Here is a 17,193-nt window from a genome sequence, read left to right as displayed (position 1 = left end):
GTGAAGTTCCACTTGTCGATGTGGTTCACGTAGTCGGCCGGGGTCAGGACCTCGGACTCGTCGATGTAGTCCACACCGAGGGACTGCAGGACCTGGGCTTCGACGAAGTGGCCGATGCGGGCCTTGGCCATGACCGGGATGGACACGGCAGCGATGATCTGATCGATCATGTCGGGATCTGACATGCGGGACACGCCACCCTGGGCGCGGATATCGGCGGGTACGCGCTCGAGCGCCATGACGGCGACGGCACCGGCGTCCTCGGCGATGCGGGCCTGCTCGACGTTGACGACGTCCATGATGACGCCGCCCTTGAGCATCTCCGCCATGCCCCGCTTAACGCGGCCGGAGCCAGTAAGCGTGATGTGTTCGAAAGGGCGTGGTGCAAAGGTCACGTGATACTCCAAGGGACTGAAGCCTGCGATTTCATCACAAGCGCCCGGTACTGCACGCCGGGCTAAGAGCCAGGAGACGCCTGATATCCGGGTGATATATTAGTTAGAGTTCAGTATGCAATCGCCGAAGCGGGGAGTCAATCCCGGAATCCCGCGAGGCAGTTCCTATGCAGCGAAGAGTGCGGTGCGGACGGCGTGCTCAAAGCCTGTGACGTGGTCCTTTGCCAACTCCGCCGCTTTTTCCTCATCACCATCAATGACCGCGCGCAGGAGGTCCAGGTGTTCGCGCACGTGATGCTCAAGGTCCGGCAGCCGATCCAGGACCATGCACCAAATTCGGGTTGCCAGGTTGTCATAGCGGATCAGGACATCCTCGAGATGAGGATTTGCGGCGGCAGCATAGATGCCCTGATGGACGCTGGCATCCAGGCGCAGGGTCTCCACAACCGAGGCGCCGGCCACGTCAAAGGCCTCCACGGCCTTCATGACGTCCCGCAGGTGCTCCCTTGTAGCGGCGGAAGCCACGCGTGCCGCGCGTGCTGCGGCCAGCGGCTCCAGTTGCGTGCGGATCTCTGAAATAAAGGCCAGGTCCGTCACGTCAACGCGGGTGGCAAATGTTCCGCGGCGCGGATAGGTGACCACCAAGCGGTCCAGTTCCAGCCGCTTCAGGGCTTCGCGCACCGGAGTGCGGCCGATCCCGAGGTCCTTTGCCAACTGGTCATCATTGAGGAGGTCCCCGGGTTTGATGTCCAGCATGAGGAGCCGGTCGCGCAAACGCTCATACGCGACGTCGGCCAAGGACTTCCTGCTGGTGTCGTCCGAGATTGCCAGAGTTCCAAATGCCACAGTGCCAGCCCTTTCCGCAGTTCCCGAAAACCTATTGACCTGTCCTTGAGACCAGTATACGCTGATTCCCAATCCTAATATATCAGTACGGGACCCAAGAATATATCTAAAGGAGGAGACATGACCCTCGTGGCGACAGACTCACCAACAAGCACCCTGGCGCAGCCAGCAACGCTCAAAGACGAGCAAGCACAGAAGTTCGTACTCACATTGTCGTGCGTCGAACGCGCCGGAATCGTGCAGGCGGTCACAACCTTCCTGTTTGAGCGCGGCTTCAACATTGACGAACACCAGCAGTTCGACGACGGCATCCGCCAGACACTGCACCTTCGCACCGCCTTTTCCGGCTCCCCCGAATACTCGGCGGACCGGCTGGAGGAAGAGTTCAGTGCAATCGCTGACCGCTTCGACATGAAATTCAGCTTCCATGACCAGACCAAGAAGCGCGTGCTGGTCATGGTGTCCAAGTTTGGACACTGCCTCAACGATCTCATCTTCCGCTGGCGCGGCGGCAGCCTGGGCGGAGACCTGGTAGCTGTCGTTTCCAACCACGAGACCCACCGCGCCATGGCCGAGGCAGCCGGACTGCCCTTCATCCACATCCCGGTCACCCCTGACACCAAGGCCGAGGCGGAGCAAAAGCTCTTGGAACTCGTGGATGAATACAAGGCTGACTTGGTGGTGCTCGCCCGCTACATGCAGGTACTCTCGGACAACCTGTGCCGCTCCCTTGAGGGCCGGGCCATCAACATCCACCACTCATTCCTGCCTGGCTTCAAGGGCGCCCGCCCCTACCACCAGGCCTATGACCGCGGCGTGAAGCTCGTTGGAGCAACCGCCCACTACGTGACCGCGGACCTCGACGAGGGCCCGATCATCGAGCAGGAAGTCATCCGCGTGGACCACAGCTACGGCCCCAACGCACTGTCAACAGTGGGCCAGGATGCCGAAGCCCTGGCGTTGTCCCGGGCTGTTCGCTGGCACTGCGAACACCGCGTGCTGCTGGATCAAACCAGCACAGTGGTCTTCCGGTAAGCCACCCACCCCACCGTCCACACACACGAACTTCAGCAGGAGAAACTTTCATGACATCGACGCCTCGCATTGTCATCATCGGCGCTGGGATTGTCGGCACCAACCTCGCCGACGAACTGGTCACCCGCGGTTGGAACAACATCACCGTCCTGGATCAGGGGCCGCTGAACATGCCCGGAGGATCCACGTCCCACGCACCGGGCCTGGTCTTCCAGACGAACCCTTCCAAATCCATGGCACTGTTCGCCAAGTACACGGTGGAAAAGCTGCTCTCCCTCACCGAAGAAGGCCAGAGCTGCTTCAACCAGGTGGGCGGCCTTGAAGTTGCCACTACCGAGACCCGCCTGGCTGACCTTAAGCGCAAGCTCGGCTACGCACAGGCGTGGGGCATCGACGGCAAGATCCTCTCCCGCGAGGAATGCAAGGAGCTCTACCCCCTGATCAACGAGGAAGACATCCTGGGTGGCCTGCACGTCCCCACCGATGGCCTGGCACTTGCAGCCCGCGCCGTGCAGTTGCTCATCAAGCGCACCGAAGCCGCCGGCGTGAAGTACATCGGCAACACCGAGGTGACCGGAATCGAGCAGTCAAACCGCCGCGTGACCGGTGTCGAGACCGCCGACGGCGTGATCCCCGCGGACATCGTAGTTTCCTGCGCCGGCTTCTGGGGCGCCAAGGTGGGCGAGTTGATCGGGATGTCCGTTCCGCTCCTTCCCCTGGCCCACCAGTACGTGAAGACCACCCCGGTTCCCGCCCAGAAGGGCAAGAACGAACTGCCCAACGGCGCCCAACTGCCCATCCTGCGCCACCAGGACCAGGACCTCTACTACCGCGAGCACGGCGAGCGCTACGGTATTGGCTCCTACGCTCACCGCCCCATGCCCGTGGACCTTGACGAGTTGGGCAGCTACGAGCCCAGCAGCATCAGCGAACACAACATGCCCTCGCGCTTGGACTTCACCCTTGAGGACTTCCTTCCCGCGTGGGAAGCAACCAAGCAGATCCTGCCGGCACTGCGGGAAAGCGAAATCGAGGATGGCTTCAACGGCATCTTCTCCTTCACCCCTGACGGTGGCTCGCTGGTAGGCGAATCCAAGGAAGTGGACGGGTTCTTCGTGGCCGAAGCCGTGTGGGTCACCCACTCTGCCGGCATCGCCCGCGCCGTTGCCGAACTCCTGACCACTGGCAAGTCTGAAATTGATCTGGGCGACTGCGACATCCACCGCTTCGAAGAGGTCCAGCTGACGCCTGAATATGTCAGCGAAACGTCCCAGCAGAACTTCGTGGAAATCTACGATGTCCTGCACCCGCTCCAGCCCAAGCTCTCCCCCCGCAACCTTCGCGTCAGCCCGTTCCACGCCCGCCACAAGCAGCTGGGAGGCTACTTCCTGGAAGGCGCAGGATGGGAACGTCCCTACTGGTTCGAAGCCAACGCGGAACTGCTGAAGGAAATGCCGGACGACTGGCAGCCTCCGGCACGTGACGCCTGGTCCGGTATGTTCAGCTCACCGATTGCTGCCGCCGAGGCGTGGAAGACGCGCACGGCCGTGGCGATGTACGACATGACGCCGCTCAAGCGCCTTGAAGTCAGCGGCCCGGGCGCCCTGAAACTGCTGCAGGAACTCACCACGGGAGACCTGGCCAAGAAGCCGGGCGCCGTAACGTACACCCTCCTGCTGGACCACGCTGGTGGAATCCGAAGCGACATTACCGTTGCCCGCCTCAGCGAGGACACGTTCCAGCTGGGCGCCAACGGCAACATTGACACCGCCTACTTCGAGCGTGCCGCCCGCCACCAGACGGAAAACGGTACGGCCAGCGACTGGGTGCAGGTCCGCGACACCACGGGTGGCACCTGCTGCATCGGCTTGTGGGGTCCGCTTGCCCGTGACCTCATCAGTACGGTCAGCAACGACGACTTCTCCAACGACGGCCTGAAGTACTTCCGTTCCAAGAAGGTCACCATCGGCGGCGTCACCGTCACCGCAATGCGGCTGTCCTACGTGGGCGAACTCGGCTGGGAGCTCTACACGAGCGCCGACAATGGACAGCGTTTGTGGGATGCACTGTGGAAGGCCGGCCAGCCGTTCGGCGTCATCGCTGCCGGGCGCGCCGCCTTCAGCTCGCTGCGCCTGGAAAAGGGCTACCGCTCATGGGGCACCGATATGACCACGGAGCACGACCCCTTCGAAGCAGGCCTCGGTTTCGCCGTAAAGATGACCAAGGAGAACTTCGTCGGCAAGGCCGCCCTTGAGGGACGCACCGAGGAAAGCTCCGCTCGGCGCTTGCGCTGCTTGACGGTCGACGACGGCCGCAGCCTGGTGCTGGGCAAGGAACCTGTGTTCTACAAGGACCAGGCAGTTGGCTACGTCACCAGCGCCGCTTACGGCTACTCGGTGAAGAAGCCCATTGCCTACGCGTACCTTCCTGCCGCTGTTTCGATTGGTGATTCCGTGGAGATCGAATACTTCGGACGCCGCATCCAGGCGACAGTCACCCAGGACCCGCTGTACGACCCCACCATGAGCAGGCTCCGCGGCTAAGGCCTGACGGACGCTTTAATAGGCCAGCGGCCCGGACTCATCCCCTCGCAACGGGGTCCGGGCCGCTGTCTTACCCCGTTCAACCTCAGCCCCGCCTTACTTCGTCAACCAGCCCAGGAAGACACATGATCAGTTCAGAAACCATCAACGACTACCTTGCCAGGCTCGCTTCACGGCAGCCCACACCCGGCGGAGGTGCCGCCGCCGCCCTTCACGCTGCCCAGGGCGCCGCCTTGGTGGCCATGGTGGCCAGGTACACCACGGGTGAAAAGTATGCGCAGCACGCAGAACCCGTTGCCCGCATCACCAGCGCTGCGGACCATTTGATTGTTGAAGCGCTCCGCCTCGCAGACGCCGATGAGCACGCCTTCCAACGAGTTATTGATTCGTACAAACTCCCATCCGGGACCGAGGAACTCAAGGCCATGCGCGCTGCCGGCATCCAGGATGCACTGGTCCAGGCAGCCCACACACCTGCTCAGCTGATCAAGCTTGCCGGTGAGGTGGTGGAACTCGCCACGGAACTCTTTGACATGGCCAACCCCAATGTCATCAGCGACGTCGCGGCAGCAGCCGACGCTGCCCGTGCAGCCGCCACAACCGCCCGTGTCAACATCGACATCAACGTAGTGGCCATCAAAGATGGCGACGCCCGCTCGCGCTTGGCAGAACAGACCGACGGCCTTGAGGAAAAGGTGGTCCTCGCAGCTGATTCCCTGGTCAAGCGCGTCCGCGAAAGGATCCTCGCGTGAGTACTGAAGTGCTTTCCGGAAAGGGGTTGGCCGCCCTCATCCAGCAGCGTGCGCAGGATGAGGCCCGCCTCCTTGAATATGAGGGCCAGCGCCCTTCCTTAGCCGTGGTGGTGGCAACCGACGACGAGTCCACGCACTGGTACGTCCGGTCCATTGAGCGCGCCGCGGAGCGCGCCGGAATAGGCTGCCGGATCCTGGACCTTGGGCATGATGCCACGGAACAGGTACTGGCGAGTGTGTTGAAGGACCTCAGTGCGGAGCCAACCGTCAACGGCATTATTCTTCAAACTCCGCTGCCCGCGGGCGTTCGAACGGACGGGCTCGTGGGGCTTATCGCTCCGGAAAAGGACATTGACGGCGCCAACCCGCTCAGCCTTGGCCGCCTCGCTGTGGGTCAGCCCGCATTCGCCCCTGCAACCGCACAGGCCGTGGTGGAACTCCTTGAGCATTTCCAGGTTCCGCTCGCAGGACGCAACGTCGCCGTCGTCGGGCGTTCCGCTGTGGTAGGAAAGCCGCTGTCCCTGCTGCTGCTCGAAAAGGACGCCACGGTCACCATCTGCCACTCCAAATCAGGGGCGCTTGAGCGCTATACCCGGCCCGCCGACGTCGTGGTTGTTGCCGCTGGGCGGACCGGACTGCTGACAGGCAGCCACGTTTCCCCGGCGTCTGTAGTGATCGACGTCGGTACGAACGTCCTTCCCGACGGTTCCCTGGTGGGAGACGTGGACGAGGCCAGTGTCACCGGAGTGGCGGCCGCCCTGACGCCGGTGCCCGGCGGGGTGGGTTCAGTCACCACGGCGCTGCTGCTCCTCCACACCGCTGAAGCGGCCCGGGCACAAGCACGGCTTCTGGAGAAGCCGGCACTGGTTTCGGGAACTGCTGGCTAGCCATGGAAACGCCGATCCGCCTGGAGGTTAGTCCCTCCGCTGACCTTGCCCGGCAACTGCCTCCCGCTTATGAGGCGCCGGGGATGGTCAGCGTGACCTGCCTGCCGCACCACGGTCCGGCCAGGACGGTCGCTGCGTCGATTGAGCTTGCCCGGCTGGGCTACCACGTGGTCCCGCACCTGGCAGCGCGGAGCATCGCCAGCCAGGCAGAGCTGCACCTGTTCCTTCATCAATTGCGCGATGAGGGCGTCCGGGAGCTCTTCCTCATTGCCGGGGACCGCAGTGTGCCTGCCGGCCCGTATTCCTGGAGCGGCCAGCTGATGGAAGACATCAAGGCTTTCTCGGAAGACTTCTCCCTTGGCATCGCCGGCTACCCGGAAGGCCACCCACAACTAAGCGCAGAACAGTTGCGGAGCGCCCTGGCCGGCAAGTCACCCATGGCGTCGTCCATGGTCACGCAAATGTGCTTCTCGGCGGAATCCATCAGCTCATACCTGCAGGAACTGCACCGGGCCGGGTCCCGGCTTCCCGTGTGGGTGGGCGTTCCCGGGCCGGTGTCCATGCAGAAACTACTTGCCATGGGTGCACGATTGGGTGTGGGACGCTCACTCAAGCTGGCCCGCGGCACAGGAATGGCCAAGGCACTCCTGCGCGGTGGTGATGTCATGCGCTATGACAGCTCCGGCCTGATCCGGGACGTTCATCAGGCCCTCGACGGCCATCCGCTGTTTGCCGGCATCCACGTCTACAGCTTCAACGACCTCAGCCGCCTACCCAGATTTGAAGGGAAGATCGCATGGCTTCCAAAGCCCCCCGTGAAAACATCGACGAGTCAAAGCTGACCGTCACCAAACCCAAGACAAAGGCTGTCGGCATTCCAGCCGTTGCCAACGCATTGAAGATCTCCCTGGAACAAATGGGCGCGGTGCGAAGCGTGCAAACGCTGCTGGCAGTGAACCAGATCGATGGATTCGACTGCATGGGCTGCGCGTGGCCGGAACACGAGAAGCGCAATGCAGCAGAGTTCTGCGAGAACGGGGCCAAGGCGGTAGCCGAGGAAGCTACCCGGCGACGTGTCACGCCTGAGTTCTTTGCCCAGTACTCCGTAGCTGATTTGAAGACCCGAGATGACTACTGGCTGGGCCAGCAGGGCCGGTTGACCCACCCGATGTTCCTCGATGAAGGCGCTACCCACTACACGCCCATCGAATGGGACAAGGCCTATGACCTCATGGCGCAGGAGCTCCGGGGCATGGACCACCCCGATCAGGCCGTCTTCTATACCTCCGGCCGAACCTCCAACGAGGCTGCCTTCGTTTACCAGCTCCTGGTCCGCGGCCTTGGCACCAACAACCTTCCGGACTGCTCCAACATGTGCCACGAGTCCTCGGGCTCCGCGCTGGTGGAAACCATCGGCATCGGCAAAGGGTCCGTAAGCCTGACCGACTTGGAGACGGCTTCACTGATCTTCGTAGCCGGGCAGAATCCAGGTACCAACCACCCCCGCATGCTCAGCGCCCTGGAGAAGGCCAAGAAGAACGGCGCGGTCATCGTGTCCGTCAATCCCCTTCCCGAAGCCGGACTCCTGCACTTTGAAAATCCGCAGCATGTTGCCGGCATGATTCAAGGGACCCAACTGACGGACGACTTCCTGCAGATCCGTGCCGGCGGCGATCAGGCCCTCTTCCAGGGCCTGGGCAAATACCTTGTGGAGGCCGAAGCCGCGGGTCGCAAGACCCCGGGCCTGGAAACCGTCCTGGACCACAGGTTCATCGAGGACCACACGGTGGGCATCGACGAATACCTGCGATTCCTGGAAAAGGTGGAGTGGGACGACATCGTGGAAGCAACAGGCCTCACCCTGGAGCAGATCCACTCCACAGGCGAACGGCTCCTGGCCTCGAACGCCACCATCGTGTGCTGGGCCATGGGATTGACCCAGCACAAACATTCGGTACCCACCCTCCGCGACGTGGTTAACGTCCTGCTGCTTCAAGGGAACATCGGCAAGCCCGGCGCAGGAGTCTGCCCGGTGCGCGGCCACTCAAACGTCCAGGGCGACCGCACCATGGGCATCTTCGAGAAGATGCCGGAGAAATTCCACGACCGGCTGGACAACGAGTTCGCATTCCTCTCACCACGGGAGCACGGCTATGACACTGTTGCCGCCATCCGCGCCATGCGGGACGGAAAGGTCCGCTTCTTCATGGGGATGGGTGGAAACTTTGTTCGTGCCGCCCCTGACTCGGAGGTCACGGAACAAGCGCTGGCCAACACAGGATTGAGCGTCCAGATCTCCACCAAGCTGAACCATTCGCATCTGTCCACGGGTCGTAGGGCGTTGATTCTCCCAACACTCGGACGCACGGAGAAAGACACCCAGCGGACCGGTGACCAGAGGGTCACAGTGGAAGATTCCATGAGCGCGGTCCATGCATCCCGTGGACGCCTCAAGCCCGCGAGCGAGCACCTCCACTCGGAAGTTGCCATTGTCTGCAATCTTGCCCACCGGCTCTTCACTGATGGCGACGTGCGCCTGCCCAACGTCCCCAAGGCCGCGTGGTTGTCCATGCGTGATGACTACTCGCTGATCCGCAAACACATCGAGGCCGTTTTCGATGGCTTCGAGAACTTTGAAGAGCGGATCCAGCATCCGGGCGGCTTCGTGCTGCCGCACCCGCCGCGCGATGCCAGGAAGTTCGACACGGCGTCAGGCAAAGCACACTTCACGGGCAACGAGCTTGAATACATCAAGGTCCCGCCCGGCCGGCTGGTGCTCCAAACGCTGCGGTCACACGACCAGTACAACACCACCATCTACGGCAAGGACGATCGCTACCGCGGCATCCACGGTGGGCGACGGGTGGTCCTCATTAACGAGTCCGATATCGCCGAGCTGGGCTTTGCTGATGGTGAAATGGTCCACCTGATTTCAGAATTCCAGGGAACCGAGCGCCGGGCAGAAGACTTCCGCATCGTTTCGTACTCCACTCCCAAGGGGTGCGCCGCTGCCTACTACCCGGAAACAAACGTCCTTGTACCGCTGGACTCTGTTGCCGATACCAGTGGGACGCCGACGTCCAAGTCCGTCATAGTCCGCCTCGAACGGGCTTGAAAGGCTCTGGACACAGTGTGATGCGTGCCATAGTATGTGACTGATATATCTTTCCTAGTAGCGCAGAGATATCAGATGGCCAAGGACTTCCAAACCCGTCCAAGGGCCATCTCGTCAAGAAGACATCTATCAATGGAGAAACAATGTCTGACATCACCCAAGTCCAAGCAGATGCCGTACTTGTCGCAGCCCGCGACGCCGCCCGTGAAACCGGAACCGACATGAACATCGCCGTGGTGGATGCCGGTGGCAACCTCAAGGCCTTCACCCGCATGGACGGGGCGTGGCTGGGCAGCATCGACATTTCCATCAAGAAAGCACGCACCGCCCGTTTCTTCGACATGCCAACGGGGGCAATCGGCGAGCTTTCGCAGCCTGGAGGACCGCTCTACAACATCGAGGTGTCCAACGGAGGACTCATCACCTTCCCGGGAGGCATCCCCCTGCGCGGGGAGGACGGCACTGTGATCGGTGCGATCGGCGTCAGCGGCAGCACCGTGGAGAACGACCACACGGTCGCATCCGCAGGAGCAGCAGTCCAGCTCCAGGGCGCGGCTGGGCTTTAGCCAAGAACATTAGCCAGAAATATTAGGCAAAACTGTCCAATTGTCCGTGAATGGTGCTTCGGTGGCCTGAAACCTGGGGAGGTATTTCCTCATCGAAGCACCGCTCTCGGGCAATTGGGCAGATCCAATTTCCGTACCACAACCCGCCCCAGGAGGAGTGTCCATGTCTGGAAACCGAGCAGTCGCCTACAAGGAACCCGGTGTCGTCGAAATCATCAACACTGACTACCCGACGTTCGAACTCAAGGACGGACCGGGCGTCAACCCGGCCAACGTCGGCCGGAAGGTACCGCATGGCGCGATCCTCCGCACTGTAACGACCAACATCTGCGGTTCCGATCAGCACATGGTCCGTGGCCGCACCACAGCCCCGCAGGATCTGGTCCTCGGCCACGAAATCACCGGCGAAGTGGTGGAGGTGGGTCCCGACGTCGAGTTCATCAAGGTGGGCGACATCGTCTCGGTGCCGTTCAACATTTCCTGTGGCCGTTGCCGGAACTGCAAAGAGCAAAAGACCGGTATCTGCCTGAACGTCAACCCTGACCGCCCGGGCAGCGCTTACGGCTATGTGGATATGGGCGGCTGGGTAGGCGGACAGGCCGAGTACGTGCTGGTTCCCTACGCAGACTGGAACCTGCTGCGCTTCCCGGACCGCGACCAGGCCCTGGAAAAGATCATGGACCTGACCATGCTCTCGGACATCTTCCCCACCGGCTTCCACGGCGCCGTTACGGCCGGCGTGGGCGTAGGGTCCACGGTGTACGTCGCCGGTGCCGGCCCCGTGGGTCTGGCTGCCGCGGTCGGCGCCCAGTTGCTTGGCGCCGCCGTCGTGATTGTGGGCGACATGAACGAAGACCGGCTGGCACAGGCGCGCTCATTCGGCTGCGAAACCGTCAACGTCTCCAACGGCGACCCGAAGGAGCAGATCCTGCAGATCCTCGGAGTGCCGGAAGTGGATTGCGGCGTGGACGCCGTTGGCTTCGAAGCCCGCGGCCACGGACGGGACGCCTCGCACGAGGCTCCAGCCACCGTGCTGAACTCCCTCATGGACATCACCGCCGCCGGCGGTTCCCTGGGCATCCCGGGCCTCTACGTCACCGGCGATCCGGGCGGAATCGATGAAGCAGCCAAGCACGGCTCCCTCTCGCTCTCGCTGGGCACCGGCTGGGCAAAGTCCTTGTCCTTCACTACGGGCCAGTGCCCGGTGATGAAGTACAACCGTCAATTGATGATGGCCATCCTCCACGACAAGGTCCAGATCGCCAAGGCAGTCAATGCCCAAGCCATCCCCCTTGAGGACGCACCCCGCGGCTACGCGGAGTTCGACGCCGGAGCGGCAACAAAGTTCGTACTGAACCCGAACGGTTACGTGAAGGCTTAGTACGCAAAACACCAGGAAGGGGGCATCCATGCTCGCACAGGAAATCATCCGCGGCACGTCGCCAACATCCCATGTGCCCTGCGAGCGGATGCCTGCCCCAACGTGGTCTGAAGCCCGGCAGATGGCCTTCGATTGCGCTGTTCCGCTTGCGTCAGCGTCTGTGCCACTGGCTGACGCGATCGGATACCTGCTGACCACTGAAGTGACGGCGCAGCAGGACCTTCCGCACTACGCGTCCTCTGCCATGGATGGCTGGGCCATTCATGGCAGAGGACCGTGGGAGATCACGACGGCGGGGCTGCCGCTATCACCGGGGCAAGCCAGCGTCATTGCCACCGGTGGCCTGGTTCCGGAAGGTGCCGAGGCGGTACTTCGGAAAGAGAGCGGACACGTCCTCGACGCCGGATACGGGCTGCAGCTCTCACTGAGACCAGATGCGAAGCCCGGCGAGACGCTCCCCGGCCGGCACATACGGCCAGCCGGGGAAGAAGCCCGTGCCAGCGACGTCCTCGTACCCGCCGGCACACTCCTTAATCCTGCCCACATTGCCCTTGCTGCCGTTGCAGGCCACGACGAACTGCAGGTACAACGCAAGCCGCGGGTCGCCGTCGTACTTACTGGCTCCGAGGTGGTGACCTCGGGTCTGCCAGCAGCGGGGCAGGTGCGAGACACCTTCGGCCCGCAACTCGGCGCAGTGATTTCCCAGCTGGGCGGAATTCCCGGCGGCCAGCAACGGATCGGCGACTCATACGAAGAGTGGCTGTCGGCACTTGACGCCCCGCCGCGGAGCGGCCCGCCCGGAGGTGAAAACACAGATGTCACGATCACCACCGGTGGCACCGGCAAATCCGGAACTGACCACTTCCGCGCTGCAGTGGCCGCGCTCGGTGGGCGCCTGCTGCTGGACGGCGTCGCTATGCGCCCCGGTCATCCTGCTGTACTGGCTGAACTTCCCGACGGCCGCTTCATCATCGGCCTCCCAGGCAATCCCCTGGCCGCCATGATGGCCCTGATGACCATCGGCGAACCACTGCTCGCTGCCCTCCAAAACCGGCCTTTCCAGACAGCTGGCCACCTCATGTCCGGGGCGGACGTCGATCCGGGCCCCGGCCGGACACAACTCATTCCCTGCACCTTTGTCCACGGCCTCGCTTTCCCTGCTTCACACACAGGCCCCGGCATGATGCGTGGCCTGGCTTGGGCCGACGGCTTCATGGCCGTTCCCCCTGGCGGAGTGGAAGCAGGCGAACCCGTCCCCGTCATGCCGCTGCCCTGGACAAGTGTCTGGTCAAGCGCCTGGTCACAGGCGCAAGCAACCATCGATTTCCCACACCAGCCAGGAAGGTACGCACCATGGCACGGATGACACAGCGCCGGAAGATCCACCGCTTCCATCTCGACGGGACAGGTACCGAATATCCGGTGCGGTTCAAGGAGGACGTCCTGGCCGCCGAGGAGCCCCTGGAAATCAGGATCGGCGGCCGCTCCTTCGCCGTAACGATGAGGACTCCGGGAGACGACTTTGACCTGGTGGCCGGGTTCCTGGTTTCCGAGGGCATCATCTGCAGCCAATCCGAGCTGATCTCCCTGCGTTTTTGCGCCGGCGAGAAGGACGGGACGCAGACGTTCAATGTGGTGGAGGCCCAGCTTCGCTCCGACGTACAAATGCCGGACACCATGCGCCACGTCTACACCTCCAGCTCGTGCGGCATCTGTGGAACAGACTCCATCGAGGCCGTCCGCAAGACACTCCACTTCGACCCCTCCCAGGACGGACTGCGGGTTCCCGTTGACATCCTGGCCGAACTGCCCGAACGCCTCCGGGAAGCCCAGGCGGTGTTCGACAGAACCGGTGGCGTCCATGCCGCCGGGCTCTTCAGGGTGGACGGCGCCACCCCCGAGCTCCTCTGTTTGCGGGAGGACGTGGGTCGCCACAATGCCGTGGACAAAGTGGTGGGCTGGGCACTGCGCCAGGATCTGCTGCCCCTGACGGGCTTGGTCCTGCAGGTTTCAGGGCGGGCATCGTTCGAGCTGGTCCAGAAGGCCGCCCTCGCCGGCATCCCCGTCCTGTCCGCCGTGAGCGCGCCCTCCAGCCTCGCCGCCGACCTCGCCACTGAGACCGGTGTGACCCTGGTCGGATTCAGCCGCGGTCACAGCCTCAACGTCTACGCCGGACGTGACAGACTGGTCCGCCCCCGCAAAGCGGCACGTGAGGAGGCCTTCGCAGGGCTCTGACCGCCCGTTCTGCGGGTTTATGTGCATGGCCCGTGTCCGTGTCGGACTAGGATGAGGAAAGACGAGGAGCAGGCCGGGCAGGGCGTTACAGCCCCGGCCACCTGCTTGGGACAACGACACGAGGCATCATGGCCCCACGCAACAATCCGGACATCGAGAAGGACGCAGACGCCCAAGGCGGCGGCGTCCAATCAGTGGACCGCGCGCTGCAAATCCTGGAGATCCTTGCGCGCGAAGGCGACGCGGGCGTCAGTGAAATCGCTGACGAGATGGGCGTCCATAAATCCACCGTGTCCAGGCTTGTGGGCTCGCTGGTTAACCGCGAGCTTGTCCGGCAGAACAGCGAGAGGGGCAAGTACCAGCTGGGCTTCGGAATCCTCAGGCTGGCAACCTCCATCCCCGGCAGGCTGAGCGTCGTGCACGAAGCCAGGGAAGTACTGGAAGCACTCGCGGGTGAGTACAAGGAAACGGTCAACCTTGCCGTGCTTCGATCCAACTATGCAGTCAACGTGGATCAGGCCATGGGCCCCTCAACGCTTGCCACCTACGACTGGGTAGGCAGCCTGACACCGCTGCATGCCACGTCCAGCGGCAAAGTGCTCTTGGCCGCGCTGACGGCTGATGAGCGTAACCAGGTCCTCAAGACAGTCGGACTGCCTGCCCGCACCCCCCGCACCATCACTAACCGCGCGGAGCTGGAGAAGCAGTTGCTCGACGTCGCACGGAATGGCTACGCAGTAGTCCATGAAGAGTTCGAGATCGGCCTGACGGCGGTAGCCGTGCCTATTTTTAACCACATGGGCAATGTCATCGCTGCAGTGAGTATCTCCGGCCCTGCCTTCCGCTTTGCCCCGGAGGAGCACCCAGGGCTCATAGACGCCCTTCGTGAGGCTGGCTTCACGATCAGCGCCAAGATGGGCTACCGACGCCGCTAGGCCGTTGGCGCAGCCTGAACCGACCACCTTATCCACGCTTTAAGTACCTGTCATCAACGTGGCCATTTTTCGCCGTTATTGTCGCTTGTTACGCAACAGTAACCACGATGCGCAACTGGCTGTGGCATCTCCGCAGGACTGTCAAGGTCCGGGAAATGGAAAAGAAACACCTTGACATTGACCTGTGACGGGGCGCACTCTGTTGCTTAGCGCGAGAACTGTTGATCCTTGCGAAACGTTTGAAGGCGATTCAGCCAAAGCGACAAGAAACCCCATTCCCCGACAAAAGAGGTGCAACATGCGCAAGGCCTGCCCCACCAGTGAACTCGCTCCCGGGGAGGCGCTACGGCTCGATACTGCTCCAACAATCATGGTCATCGAATCGGACGAAGCCCCCAACCTTCCCTCCGTTCCCACCCTTCAGGGCCATGTATAAACCCAAGCCCATGACTCGCCGAGCAAAGGACCCGCTCATGGCTATAAATAGTGATTTAAAGCCCTTAACTCCCGAGGAAGTGCCCGCCAACGATAGCCTGGCTGACACTCCTTCATCACGTAAAACGAACCGCCCGGAGAACTCTGGGGACGTCATCAGCGTCTCCCCGGACGAAACCAACCCCGCAGTCCTCGACGATGAGGACGGAGGCGCAGAAACACTGCCGGATACTGAGGAATACGCACAGATCCTGGAAGAACTGCGCCACGCCAAGACCGAGCAGGCCGTTAGTGCCCGCCGGAACCGCAAACTTACGCTGGACAAAGTCACCTTCGGAATCACGGGCGCCATCGCCGTCGCCTTCGTGATCTGGGGCTTCGTCGGCCGGGACAGCCTCTCTGAAACTTCCAAAGGCGCCCTGAACTGGGTCATGGAATACACCGGCTGGCTCTTCATGGTTCTTGCCTCCTTGTTCGTCGTCTTCGTCCTCTGGCTCGCCCTGGGCAAGTTCGGCAACATCCCACTGGGCAAGGACGGCGAGAAGCCGGAATTCCGTACTGTCTCCTGGGTAGCGATGATGTTCGCCGCCGGCATGGGCATCGGGCTCATGTTCTATGGCGTGGCTGAACCGCTCTACCACTACATCTCGCCACCACCGGGCACTGTGGACGGCCGCACTCCTGCTGCCATCCAGACTGCGATGGCCACCTCGATCTTCCACTGGACCCTGCACCCGTGGGCCATGTACGCAGTAGTTGGCATTGCCATGGCGTACGGCACCTACCGTTTGGGCCGCAGGCAGCTGGTGTCCGCAGCGTTCACATCGCTGTTCGGCATCAGGATGGTGGAAGGCCCGCTCGGGAAATTCATCAACATCCTGGCCATCTTTGCCACCCTGTTCGGAACCGCCGCTTCCTTGGGCCTCGGTGCCCTTCAGATCGGCAGCGGCATGACCTCCAACGGCTGGGTGGGCGAGATCGGCACCCCGGTACTCGTGGTGATCGTAGCCATCCTCACCTTCTGCTTCGTCGCTTCAGCAGTCTCCGGCATCAGCCGCGGCATCCAGTGGCTTTCCAACATCAACATGGTGCTGGCAGTCGTCCTGGCACTCATCGTGTTTGTTGCCGGCCCCACCCTGTTCATCCTCAACCTGATCCCCTCCGCAATCGGCGATTACGCCAGGGATCTGGCAGAAATGTCGTCCCGGACCGAAGCGGTCGGCGATGATGCACTGCGTAGTTGGATGACCAGTTGGACCATTTTCTACTGGGCCTGGTGGATCTCCTGGACGCCCTTCGTCGGCATGTTCATTGCACGCATCAGCCGCGGCCGTACCATCCGCCAGTTCGTCACCGGCGTTCTGCTGGTGCCAAGCATCGTCAGCGTTATCTGGTTCGGTATCTTCGGTGGAGCTGCGTTCCACGTCCAGCAGGAAGCTGACAAGGCCGGCACACCTGGTTTGGTGACCATGACCAACGGCGTGCCCTCCGTCAATTTCGACGGCGCACTCTTCGATCTCGTCAAGAACCTTGGCATGCCCGGCTGGGCCACGGCAGCAGTCATCGTGCTGGCCATGGTGCTGGTGGCAATCTTCTTCATCACTGGTGCCGACGCGGCCTCCATCGTCATGGGATCGCTCAGCTCCAACGGAGCCGAACACCCCCGGCGCGGAGTAGTCATCTTCTGGGGAAGCCTCACCGGTGCAGTAGCAGCGGTTATGCTCCTGGCCGGCGGCGATGAACCATCCGAGGCTTTGGCCGGGCTCCAAAGAGTCACGATTGTTGCCGCGCTGCCCTTCGTCATCGTCATGCTGCTGCTCTGTTTCGCCCTGACGAAGGACCTGCGCCGTGATCCGTTGTCACTGCGTAAGCGCTTGGCGACATCCGTTGTTGAACGCGCGATTCGTACGGGCGTGGAACAACATCGGGGCGTTCAATTCGATTTGGTGACCAGGCACGAGTGCGCGGAGGACTGCCCGGATTCCGACTGTCCCGGCGGAACTCCGACCGGAAGCATCCCCAGGGTTGAGTCTCCCCGCACCGACCCGACCGACAAGTAAGGTATCCC

15 protein-coding genes are annotated in these 17,193 nt (G+C 62.4%); 13 read left to right on the top strand and 2 right to left on the bottom strand.

Annotated elements, in window-relative coordinates; genetic code table 11:
- Both AC1DD7_RS17120 and AC1DD7_RS17115 read right to left on the bottom strand, forming a co-directional pair.
- Nucleotides 1–365, bottom strand: a 365-nt coding sequence (locus tag AC1DD7_RS17120; RefSeq protein WP_477515925.1) for a beta/alpha barrel domain-containing protein, incomplete at its 3' end; no start/stop codon positions are given.
- A gap of 195 nt (nucleotides 366–560) precedes the next feature.
- On the bottom strand, nucleotides 561–1,241 hold the full coding sequence (locus tag AC1DD7_RS17115; RefSeq protein WP_431117792.1) for a GntR family transcriptional regulator: 681 nt from the start codon (nucleotides 1,239–1,241) through the stop codon (nucleotides 561–563).
- A gap of 120 nt (nucleotides 1,242–1,361) precedes the next feature.
- On the opposite strand from AC1DD7_RS17115, the gene purU reads away from it, so the two are divergent.
- The 13 genes from purU (at nucleotide 1,362) to AC1DD7_RS17050 (ending at nucleotide 17,185) form a co-directional block, all read left to right on the top strand.
- Nucleotides 1,362–2,276 (top strand): formyltetrahydrofolate deformylase, encoded by a 915-nt coding sequence (gene purU / locus AC1DD7_RS17110; RefSeq protein WP_477515920.1) that lies wholly within the window; start codon nucleotides 1,362–1,364, stop codon nucleotides 2,274–2,276.
- A 50-nt stretch (nucleotides 2,277–2,326) separates the two neighbouring features.
- Complete coding sequence (locus AC1DD7_RS17105) at nucleotides 2,327–4,819, top strand: GcvT family protein (RefSeq protein WP_477515919.1); 2,493 nt, start codon at nucleotides 2,327–2,329, stop codon at nucleotides 4,817–4,819.
- Nucleotides 4,820–4,944: 125 nt separating this feature from the next.
- Entirely contained in the window at nucleotides 4,945–5,571 is a 627-nt protein-coding gene (locus tag AC1DD7_RS17100; RefSeq protein ID WP_377652555.1) for a cyclodeaminase/cyclohydrolase family protein, read from the top strand.
- Nucleotides 5,568–6,458: a bifunctional 5,10-methylenetetrahydrofolate dehydrogenase/5,10-methenyltetrahydrofolate cyclohydrolase gene (locus AC1DD7_RS17095; protein ID WP_216922231.1), complete on the top strand. Its 891-nt coding sequence runs from the start codon at nucleotides 5,568–5,570 to the stop codon at nucleotides 6,456–6,458. Before AC1DD7_RS17100 ends, AC1DD7_RS17095 begins: the two co-directional genes overlap by 4 nt.
- A gap of 2 nt (nucleotides 6,459–6,460) precedes the next feature.
- Nucleotides 6,461–7,300 carry a methylenetetrahydrofolate reductase gene (locus AC1DD7_RS17090; RefSeq protein WP_477515918.1) on the top strand — a complete coding sequence of 280 codons (840 nt, stop codon included), beginning with the start codon at nucleotides 6,461–6,463 and terminating at the stop codon, nucleotides 7,298–7,300.
- Nucleotides 7,255–9,573: an FdhF/YdeP family oxidoreductase gene (locus tag AC1DD7_RS17085; RefSeq protein ID WP_477515917.1), complete on the top strand. Its 2,319-nt coding sequence runs from the start codon at nucleotides 7,255–7,257 to the stop codon at nucleotides 9,571–9,573. The genes AC1DD7_RS17090 and AC1DD7_RS17085 overlap by 46 nt, the downstream gene beginning before the upstream one ends.
- A gap of 143 nt (nucleotides 9,574–9,716) precedes the next feature.
- Nucleotides 9,717–10,139: a GlcG/HbpS family heme-binding protein gene (locus tag AC1DD7_RS17080; protein WP_431117784.1), complete on the top strand. Its 423-nt coding sequence runs from the start codon at nucleotides 9,717–9,719 to the stop codon at nucleotides 10,137–10,139.
- 163 nt (nucleotides 10,140–10,302) lie between these two features.
- Complete coding sequence (gene fdhA / locus AC1DD7_RS17075) at nucleotides 10,303–11,520, top strand: formaldehyde dehydrogenase, glutathione-independent (protein WP_431117782.1); 1,218 nt, start codon at nucleotides 10,303–10,305, stop codon at nucleotides 11,518–11,520.
- 28 nt (nucleotides 11,521–11,548) lie between these two features.
- The gene (locus tag AC1DD7_RS17070) at nucleotides 11,549–12,886 is read left to right on the top strand and encodes a molybdopterin molybdotransferase MoeA (RefSeq protein ID WP_477515916.1); all 1,338 of its coding nucleotides are present in this window, start codon (nucleotides 11,549–11,551) and stop codon (nucleotides 12,884–12,886) included.
- Nucleotides 12,874–13,755, top strand: a complete 882-nt coding sequence (fdhD, locus tag AC1DD7_RS17065; RefSeq protein ID WP_477515915.1) for a formate dehydrogenase accessory sulfurtransferase FdhD — start codon at nucleotides 12,874–12,876, stop codon at nucleotides 13,753–13,755. Before AC1DD7_RS17070 ends, fdhD begins: the two co-directional genes overlap by 13 nt.
- Nucleotides 13,756–13,883: 128 nt before the next feature.
- Nucleotides 13,884–14,690 carry an IclR family transcriptional regulator gene (locus AC1DD7_RS17060; RefSeq protein ID WP_224095032.1) on the top strand — a complete coding sequence of 269 codons (807 nt, stop codon included), beginning with the start codon at nucleotides 13,884–13,886 and terminating at the stop codon, nucleotides 14,688–14,690.
- A 298-nt stretch (nucleotides 14,691–14,988) separates the two neighbouring features.
- Entirely contained in the window at nucleotides 14,989–15,126 is a 138-nt protein-coding gene (locus AC1DD7_RS17055; RefSeq protein ID WP_431117777.1) for a hypothetical protein, read from the top strand.
- 37 nt (nucleotides 15,127–15,163) lie between these two features.
- The gene (locus AC1DD7_RS17050; RefSeq protein WP_477515914.1) at nucleotides 15,164–17,185 is read left to right on the top strand and encodes a BCCT family transporter; all 2,022 of its coding nucleotides are present in this window, start codon (nucleotides 15,164–15,166) and stop codon (nucleotides 17,183–17,185) included.
- Nucleotides 17,186–17,193 lie beyond the last annotated feature (8 nt).

It is taken from the genome of Paenarthrobacter sp. 10L412 (assembly GCF_056395565.1).
Note: the sequence above shows the minus strand (reverse complement) of the source record. Positions and strands in the feature narration are given on the sequence as shown.